We start from the raw sequence: 9231 nt of genomic DNA on the forward strand, positions 1-9231 counted from the left end.
ATGACCATCACTCTGTTCCCACCACGTGTCGCCACCCGGCCCGACGCGCCACGCCGCGGCCGCGGCATCGCTGCCGACATCCTCGTGGTCGTCGGTGCCGCCGCGCTCATCTGGGCGATCATCCGGATCAGCCAGGGCATGGGAGCGTCCGTCGATCTGGCCAAGGCCCCCAGCTCGATCGACACCGACCCGGCCAAGCTCCCCTACTACGCCGCGCGGTCGCTGCTGCGGATGTTCATCGGCCTGGTGGCATCGCTGATCTTCACTTTCGTATACGCGACGATCGCCGCCCGCTCGCGGCGGGCCCGCACCGTCCTGCTGCCGATCCTCGACATCCTGCAGTCGGTGCCGATCCTCGGTTTCCTGTCGATCACCGTGACGATGTTCATCGCGCTGTTCCCAGGCTCCGAACTGGGCCTGGAATGCGCCGCGATCTTCGCGATCTTCACCTCGCAGGCGTGGAACATGACGTTCGCCTTCTACCACTCCCTGATCAGCCAGCCGCGCGACCTCACCGAGGCCGCGATCAACCTGAGACTGTCCAAGTGGCAGCGCTTCTGGCGGCTGGACGTACCGAGCGCCATGATCCCGCTGGTCTGGAACACGGTGATGAGCTTCGGCGGCGGCTGGTTCTTCCTGACCGCCTCGGAGGCCGTGTCGGTGAGCGGCAAGAACTATGCGCTCCCCGGGATCGGCGCATACGTCGCGTCGGCATCCGCCGAGGGCCGGCTGGGCGACATCTGGTGGGCGATCCTCACGATGGTGATCGTCGTCGTCGCAGTGAATCTGCTGTTCTGGAGCCCGCTCATCGCGTGGGCCGAGCGGTTCCGGATCGGGGACTCCGAGTCGCTGCACGAGCCGCACTCGACGGTGCTGTCGGTGCTCCGCCGCTCGCACGCCTCCGACCTCACCGCACGCGTGATGAGCCCGCTGATCACGCTGTTGGACAAGGTATTCGGCGCGGTCATGGGCCGCACCCAGCCCGTCCTCACGGTGAATCAGACCCGGCGCCGGGCCGGTGACAGCGTGTTCACCGTCGCGGTGGTCGCCGTCCTCCTCTACACGGTGTACCGGATCGTCGAGATCGTCCTCGAGGGCGCCGGCGTGCACGAGGTCGGATACACCTTCCTGCTCGGCCTCGCCACGATGTCTCGCGTCGTGGTGTTGATGCTGGTCGTGACCGCGGTCTGGGTGCCCCTCGGGGTGATCATCGGACTCAACCCGAAGCTGACCAGCGTCGCGGCGCCGTTCATCCAGATCGCCGCCAGCTTCCCCGCGAACTTCCTGTTCCCGATGGTCACCGCGGTGTTCCTGGCCTGCCACATCAGCCTCGACTTCGGCGGGATCCTGCTGATGGCACTGGGTACGCAGTGGTACGTCGTGTTCAACGTGATCGCGGGTGCCAGCGCGATCCCGAACGACCTGCTGGAGGCGGCGGACAATCTCCGGCTGCCGCGCCTGATGCGATGGCGGAAGGTGCTGCTGCCCGGCATCTTCGCCAGCTTCGTGACCGGCGGTATCACCGCCGCCGGCGGCGCGTGGAACGCATCGATCGTCGCCGAGGTGATGACCTACGACGGCACGACCTACCACGCCCACGGGCTCGGCGATTACATCGCCAAGTGGACCGCATCCACCGACCCGAACCACGGCGCCCACCTGCTGCTCGGCATCGTCGTGATGTGTGTGTTCGTGGTCGCCACCAACGCCGCGTTCTGGCGCCGCCTGTACGCCCTGGCCGAGCGACGCTACGCCCTGTAGAAACCCGCACGCCACCACCGCATCCAACAGGAGCAATCATGCCCACCACCACACCGCTGATCGAGATCGCCGACCTCACCAAGAGCTTCGAGGGCTCACGGGGCGACACACTCACCGTCCTCGACGGGATCGACCTGCGCATCGAGTCCGGCGAGATCGTCGCCCTGCTCGGCCGCTCCGGCTCGGGCAAGTCCACCCTGCTGCGCATCATCGCCGGCCTGATCCCCGCCACATCGGGCACCGTCAACGCCGCCGGGAGGCCGCTGCGCGGCGCCAACCCGGGCACCGCCATGGTGTTCCAGTCGTTCGCCCTGATGCCCTGGCTCACCGTCCAGGACAACGTCGAGCTCGGTCTGGCGGCGCGGGGCGTGGACAAGGAGGACCGGCACGCCCGAGCCCTGGCCGCGATCGACACGATCGGCCTGGACGGCTTCGAATCCGCGTACCCGCGCGAACTCTCCGGCGGCATGCGACAGCGCGTCGGCTTCGCGCGCGCGCTCGTGCTGCAGCCGGACCTGCTGCTCATGGACGAGCCGTTCTCCGCGCTCGACGTGCTGACCGCCGAGAACCTCCGCAACGAGATCACCGATCTGTGGACTCACGACAGCTTCCCGACCAAGAGCGTCTGCATCGTGACACACAACATCGAGGAGGCTGTGCTGCTCGCCGACCGCGTCGTGGTCCTGGGCAGCAAGCCCGGCCGGATCATCCACGAGGCGCACGTCCCGTTCGCGCGCCCGCGCGACCGCACGGCGCCGGAGTTCGAGGCGATCGTGGACGAGCTGTACGGGGCGCTCACCGGCCGCGACACCACGCCGGAGATCGCGGTGCCCACCACCGATGCGACCCCGGTCAGCCGTCCGCTGCCCGACGCCACCGTCGGCGGCCTGGCGGGTCTCGTCGAGTTGGTCGCAGCCCGCGGTGGCAACGCCGACCTGCCCGACCTCGCGGGAGAGCTGAGCTTCGAGATCGACGACATCCTCCCGCTGGTGGACGCGGCCGCGCTGCTGGGCTTCGTGCAGGTGGACGACAACGACATCGAGATGACCCCGGCCGGAATCCGGTTCGTGTCGGCCAGCATCACCGAGGCCAAGGAAGTGTTCGCGCAGCAGGCCCGGGAGCGGGCCCCGCTGGTGCGCACGATCCTCAAGGCCCTGCAGACGAGCAACGACGGCAGCCTACGCCTCGGGTTCTTCCTCGATCTACTGCGGCGCGGTTTCGCGCTCGAGGACGCCGAGCGGCAGATGCGGATCGCCATCGACTGGGGCCGCTACGCCGAGCTGTACGACTACGACTCCGACGACGACAAGGTCCGCCTCGACCCCGCGGTGGCCGGCTCCGCGGTCGCCTGACCGCGACCGCACGTCGTGGGGCGTCGAGGCTCGATCCGCGGATATACCGGGCGAATCCGCCGCGGCCGCATCCGCGATCGATAGCGGCGTCCGGCGACGTCGCGGCGCGGACGGAGCGCGCGCCCGGCGAGATCGCCCCGCCTCTGCGAGGATCGAAGGATGATCGAGGATCGCCGGGTGGCCGAGATCCGGGACACCGCCCCGGATCGTTCCCCGGCATCCGGTCCACGAGCGCGCGTCCCGCAGCGGGGATACGCACGCATCGAGGAGATCCTCGGCAGCGTCGACCGGGCGTTGGCGGAGCAGTTCCCCGGCGATCGCCGTGCGCCGCAGCCGATCCACACCGCCTACATCGGCGCCGCCGACGCCACCGTCGAGACCCCCGACAGATGGGGGGCCGCCGCGCTCGCCCTGCTCGAGGAGCACGCGGACACCGTCGCCGGGCTGGCCCCCGACGTCGATCTCACGGCCGTCCGCGCCGCACTGGCCGGCCGTCCGATCCGTGACCTTCGCCTCGACTTCGAGGACGGCTACGGGTTCCGCGGGGACGCGGCCGAGGACCGCGACGCGATCGCGGCCGGGCGGACCCTCGCAGGGCTTGCCGCGGCACCGACTGCGCCCACTTCGCTGGGGATCCGCGCCAAGGGGCTCGGCCCCGTCGAGCGGGCGCGCGGCTTCCGCACCCTGGAGCTGGTGCTGTCGGCCGCGGGTGGCGTCCCGCCGGGGTTCGTCTTCACGGTGCCCAAACTGCGCGCCGCGCAGCAGGTACACGCGGTCGTGGCACTGTGCGAGGAGATCGAACGCGCACACGGACTGCCCGAACGCTCGCTGCGGTTCGAGCTGCAGATCGAGAGCCCGCAGGCGATCGTCGGGCCCGACGGTGGCGCCACCGTCGCCCGCGCGATACACCTCGCGGCGGGCCGCTGTCGGGGCCTGCACTACGGCACCTACGACTACAGCGCGGCGTGCGGCATCGCGGGGCGGTACCAATCGCTCGACCACCCGGTAGCAGACCACGCCAAGGCCGTGATGCTCGCGGCCGCGGCGCAGACCGGCGTGTGGGTGTGCGACGGCTCCACCCAGGTGACGCCGGTCGGTACCGACGAGCAGGTGCGGGCCGCCCTGCAGCGCCACTTCCGGCTGGTCACGCGTGCGCTGGAACGCGGCTTCTATCAGGGCTGGGACATGCACCCCGGGCACCTGGTGACGCGCTACGCCGCGACGTTCGCGTTCTTCCGGGCGGCGCTCGAGCCGGCGGTCACGCGCCTCGCCGCGTACCTGGATCGGCTCGGCGGCCCCATCGTCGACGAGCCCGCGACCGCCGAGGCCCTCGCCGCCGTGCTACTGCGCGGCGTGGACTGCGGAGCCTTCGCCGAGGCCGACGTCGTCGCGATCGCACCGGCCTGCACCGTGTCGGTCCTACGGCGGGTGGTTGCGCGTCGTCCGAGCATGTGATCAAGCCCACAAAACCGGCGACCCGGACAGGACGGGTTGTCCCGTCGCAACCTCTTCGTTATCGTCTGACGACGTGCATCACGAACTGGTCACGATAGTGATCATGCAGTGACCGAAAGCATGACTACAGTAGAGCGGATTTGATTGAGTATGGCACACGGTGACGGCTCGCGCACGCGCGGCACGCAGCTGCTCGACGGCGACTCCGTCACGTCCATCATTCCGGTCGACGAACTCGAGCAGCGCCTCCAGGCGGCCTACGGCCAGCAGTGGGAGGAGTCCTGGGTCACCGAGGACGACCACGACGCCGAGTGGGCCGAGGACGACACGCTGATCGTCTACGAGGACGACGAGACCGGTAACGCCTTCGTCTACGAGGCCGGCACCGCCGAGATCACGCAGGACATCGTCATCCCCGTCGCGGTGCTGCGCAACCACGTGGACACCCACCAGTTCCGCATCCCAACGCCGGCAGATCTCGAAGCGACCGCGCCCGCCGAGACCGCTGCCGTCGATGTCGTCGCACCCGCACCGGTCCGCGAGGTCGCGCCCGCCGAGATCCCCGTCGCCACCCCGAAGCCGGTACGCGGCGCCGGCCGCCACCGTCTAGCCGCCCCGCCGCAGGCCCTCAAGGGTCGCGTGGCGCTGCTCGCGCTCGCCGCCGGTGCGACGATGACCGGCGCCGCCCTGGGAGCACCGTCGGCGAAGGCACCGCACGGCTCCCCCGTGGCCCCCCTCACGCAGGAGCCGTCCCACGCCCGTGCCGCGGCGCTGCCCGCCCCGCAGGACATGGAGCAGTTCGGCCAGGCGCTGCCCGACGGCGCCGCGCGCAAGGCCGCCGACGACGCCGCCATCGCCGCGACCGAGCGCCCGCTGTTCGTGCTACCCGCGCACGGCGAGTTCACCTCGGTGTTCGGCGGGCGCTGGGGCACAATGCACGCGGGCGTCGACATCGCGGCCCCGATCGGCACGCCGATCGTCGCGGTCGAGGACGGCACCATCATCAGCGCCGGTCCCGCATCCGGGTTCGGCCTGTGGGTCCGCCTGCAGGCGGCCGACGGCACGATCACGGTGTACGGCCACGTCAACACGATGACGGTGACGGTGGGCCAGAAGGTCATGGCCGGGGACCAGATCGCCACCATCGGCAATCGCGGCGACTCCACCGGCCCGCACCTGCACTTCGAGGTGTGGCAGAACGGCACGACCAAGATCGACCCGCTGCCCTGGCTGGCGGCGCGCGGTATCTCCCTCGGCAACTACGTGGGCTGAGCGCGCGGGATTGCTGCGAACAGTCGCCGTGGGTGACCATTCGCAGAATCCGCCGCTAGCGCAGCCGCCTCCGCCCGGTCACGACGAGTAGGACGTCCGCGGCGGGCATCGTCACCACGTGTCCCTCGCTGACGACGTCGCAGTCCCAGCGGGCTCGGTGATGTCCAGGCAGTGGATCACCTCGTGGCTCAGCGCCCCGGCCTGCCCACCGCCCGGCGGAGTCGTCCGACAGCCGCGTCACGACGCGCCATCCGCAAACCGGTTGAAGCTTCCTCGGGCGCAAGCAATCCCGCCAGTCGGCACCGCTGCGCCACCGTCGCGTCGTACAGGTCCATGCCCGCTCCTCGCTCGACCGAGGGAACGCCCCACCCCTCGCTATCAGTGCCGGATCAGCGGGGCGGCGCGGGGCCTCGAGCTCGTTCAACGGCGGGGCCGCTCCGACCCCACCTCAGCTGCTACAGCTTCTCGAGCGGCAGGCCGCCGAAGGTCATCAGCGTCACGGTGCCACCGCTACCGAAGTCGAAGGTGACCCGCTCCATCGGACCCGCGCCCGCGACCGCGGTGACCACGCCGAGACCGAACGAGTCGTGCGAGACCCTATCCCCCACAGACAGATTCACCTTCTTGCCACGCATCGCCGGCTTGGGGCCGCCAGCGTCGGCCCGGCGCGAGCGCCACGCCGGCGCGGCGGACGATCCCCGGTCGGATCCGCCGAACCCCTCGCTCCGCCCGAACACCCCGCGGCCCTGCCCGCCGAATCCGCCGCCGAACGCGTGGCCACCGGCGTCGCGCCGCGGCTCGGTGCGCCGCCAGTCGATCAGGTGCTGCGGGATCTCGGTGAGGAAGCGCGACTCCGGGTTCTGCATCGGGTCGCCCCATGTGGAGCGCACCATCGCACGGGAGACGTACAGCCGCTGCCGGGCGCGGGTGATGCCCACGTACGCCAGGCGCCGCTCCTCGGCGAGCTCGGCGTCGTCGCCCAGGGCCCGCATGTGCGGGAACTGGCCGTCCTCCCATCCGGTCACGAACACCACCGGGAACTCCAGCCCCTTCGCCGTATGCAGAGTCATCAGGGTCACGACGCCCTGATCGTCATCGGGTACCTGGTCGGCGTCGGCGACGAGTGACACCTGTTCGAGGAACGCGGCCAGCGAGCCCGGCTCAGGCGTGCCGTCGTCCGGCTCGACGGCATCCTCCCCCGGCTCGGCGGCATCCAGCTCGGCGGCATCCAGCTCGGCGGCATCGGGCAGGTCACCACGTACGTCACGCTCGGGCAGGTCGCTGCGCCCTTCGTGCACCTGCGCCGCGAACTCCCGTGCGACGCCGACGAGCTCGTCGACGTTCTCCAAGCGGGCGCCGTCCTGCGGGTCGTTGGAGCCCTCGAGCTCTGCGCGGTAGCCGGTCTTCTCGCACACCGCGTCGAGCAGGTCGCCGAGATCGGTGTCGGGGTCGGCGGCGCGCGACCGCAGGTCGGCGAGCAACCCCGCGAACGAGGCGATCGCGTTGCGCGAACGCGGGTTGAGCATCGGAACCCCGCCGTCGACGGCGTCCAGGACGGCCTGGTAGAAGCTGACGCCGCGATTCTCGGCATGCACGGTGAGGCACGCCTGCGCGCGGTCGCCGATGCCGCGCCGCGGGGTGTTGATGATGCGCTGGAGGCTGACGGTGTCGGCCGGATTGTCGATGGCACGCAGGTAGGCGATGAGGTCACGCACCTCTTTGCGCTCGTAGAACCGGACGCCGCCGACCACTTTGTAGGGGACGCCGTGCCGGATCAGGACGTCCTCCAGCGCGCGGGACGCGGTGTTGGTTCGGTAGAAGACCGCGACGTCACTGTAGCGGGCGTCGCCGGCCGCCACGAGGGAGTCGATCTCGGAGACCACGAACCTGGCCTCGTCGTGCTCGTTGTCGGCGACATAGCCCACGATGAGCTCCCCGTCGCCCTGGTCCGTCCACAGCCGCTTCTCGCGCCGCCCGGAGTTCCGCGAGATCACGGCGTTGGCGGCCGACAGGATGGTCTGTGTGGATCGGTAGTTCTGCTCCAGCAGGATGGTCTGGGCATCGGGGAAGTCGCGCTCGAACTCCTCGATGTTCCGGATCGTGGCCCCGCGGAAGGCGTAGATCGACTGGTCGGCGTCGCCGACGACGCACAGCTCGCTCGGCGGCACCTCGTCGTCGACGCGACCCGCATCCGGGTGGTCGGCGTGTCCGACCAACTCGCGGACCAGCACGTACTGGGCGTGGTTGGTGTCCTGGTACTCGTCCACCATCACGTGCCGGAACCGCCGCCGGTAGTACTGCGCCACGTTGGGATGCGCCTGCAGCAGTGCCACGACCTCGCCGATCAGGTCGTCGAAGTCGAAGGCGTTGGCGCCGCGCAGGCGCGACTGATACGTGCCGTACACCTTGGCGACGGTGACCGCGAACTGCTCGCCGGTCTGCTCCGCGGCGGCGACGGCGTCCTTCGGCACGATCAGTTCGTTCTTGAGGTTGGAGATGTGCGTCGCCAGCGCGCGCGGCGCGAACTTCTTGGGGTCGAGCCCCATCTCCTTGACGATCATCGTCAGTAGGCGACGCGAGTCGTCGGCGTCGTAGATGGAGAAGTTCGAGTTCATGCCCGCGAGCAGACCCGACTGGGCGCGCAGGATCCGCACGCAGGTGGAGTGGAACGTCGACACCCACATGCTGTTCGCGCGCGGCCCGACCAGCGCTTGGACGCGCTCGCGCATCTCGGCGGCGGCCTTGTTGGTGAAGGTGATCGCGAGGATCTGGCCGGGCCCCACGCCTCGCTCGGCAAGCAGGTACGCGATACGCCGGGTGAGTACCGCGGTCTTGCCCGACCCGGCCCCGGCGACGATCAGCAGGGGCGAGCCGGCATGCAACACCGCGGCCCGCTGCTGCGGGTTGAGTCCGTCGAGCAGCTCGTCACCGCGGCTGCGTGCTGCCGGGCGGTCCACGCGGGCGGCCCGGGCGGCCAGCAGACGTGCGGCGGTCCGACCGGATCGCGGCGGTCCGTCAGATCGATCGGATGGGGCGTGGCGGGGCAAGGGGCTACTCATCTCCTGTTCAGGATATCGAGCCCCACCGACAAGTTCGTGAGCGCAGCCGCCGGTCGTCGTGTCGCCCGACTCGGACGCCGCTCGAGCCCGTCGACCGGTTACCGGTCGACGGGCCCGAGAGCAGACGACGCTCAGCGGTGAGCCACCGCAGGGGTCAGTCGATATTCGCGATCACTGGAGGTCGCCGATCAGTGGTTGCCGCCGCCGCCCGAGTGCGACCCACCGGCGCCGGAGCCCGATGAGTGCGAGCCCGCGGCCGAGGACTGCCCGCCGCCGGCCGTCGACGACGAACCCGTGCCCGCGCTGCTCGTCCCGGTCGCGCCGCTCGTCCC

The 9231-nt window shown here is 70.4% G+C and carries 5 protein-coding genes; 4 read left to right on the forward strand and 1 reads right to left on the reverse strand.

Annotated features, from left to right (window positions below; all coding sequences use genetic code 11):
- The 4 genes from ABD908_RS12770 to ABD908_RS12785 all read left to right on the forward strand — a co-directional run bounded on the left by ABD908_RS12770 (nt 1) and on the right by ABD908_RS12785 (nt 5840).
- Nucleotides 1-1761: an ABC transporter permease gene (locus tag ABD908_RS12770; protein WP_344996103.1), complete on the forward strand. Its 1761-nt coding sequence runs from the start codon at nt 1-3 to the stop codon at nt 1759-1761.
- 38 nt (nt 1762-1799) lie between these two features.
- Nucleotides 1800-3113 (forward strand): ABC transporter ATP-binding protein, encoded by a 1314-nt coding sequence (locus tag ABD908_RS12775; RefSeq protein ID WP_344996106.1) that lies wholly within the window; start codon nt 1800-1802, stop codon nt 3111-3113.
- Between the two features lie 159 nt (nt 3114-3272).
- The gene (locus ABD908_RS12780; RefSeq protein WP_344996109.1) at nt 3273-4568 is read left to right on the forward strand and encodes a DUF6986 family protein; all 1296 of its coding nucleotides are present in this window, start codon (nt 3273-3275) and stop codon (nt 4566-4568) included.
- A 150-nt stretch (nt 4569-4718) separates the two neighbouring features.
- Entirely contained in the window at nt 4719-5840 is a 1122-nt protein-coding gene (locus ABD908_RS12785) for a M23 family metallopeptidase (RefSeq protein WP_344996112.1), read from the forward strand.
- A 455-nt stretch (nt 5841-6295) separates the two neighbouring features.
- Here ABD908_RS12785 and ABD908_RS12790 read toward each other — a convergent pair whose 3' ends face one another.
- The gene (locus tag ABD908_RS12790; RefSeq protein WP_344996115.1) at nt 6296-8797 is read right to left on the reverse strand and encodes a UvrD-helicase domain-containing protein; all 2502 of its coding nucleotides are present in this window, start codon (nt 8795-8797) and stop codon (nt 6296-6298) included.
- Nucleotides 8798-9231 lie beyond the last annotated feature (434 nt).

Origin of the sequence: Tsukamurella soli, assembly GCF_039541155.1 — a bacterium.
Classification (GTDB): domain Bacteria; phylum Actinomycetota; class Actinomycetes; order Mycobacteriales; family Mycobacteriaceae; genus Tsukamurella; species Tsukamurella soli.

Coding starts and splice junctions, on each gene's coding strand:
- ABD908_RS12770 (WP_344996103.1), top strand. CDS start 1: ATGACCATCACTCTGTTCCCACCACGTGTCGCCACCCGGCCCGACGCG.
- ABD908_RS12780 (WP_344996109.1), top strand. CDS start 3,273: ATGATCGAGGATCGCCGGGTGGCCGAGATCCGGGACACCGCCCCGGAT.
- ABD908_RS12775 (WP_344996106.1), top strand. CDS start 1,800: ATGCCCACCACCACACCGCTGATCGAGATCGCCGACCTCACCAAGAGC.
- ABD908_RS12785 (WP_344996112.1), top strand. CDS start 4,719: ATGGCACACGGTGACGGCTCGCGCACGCGCGGCACGCAGCTGCTCGAC.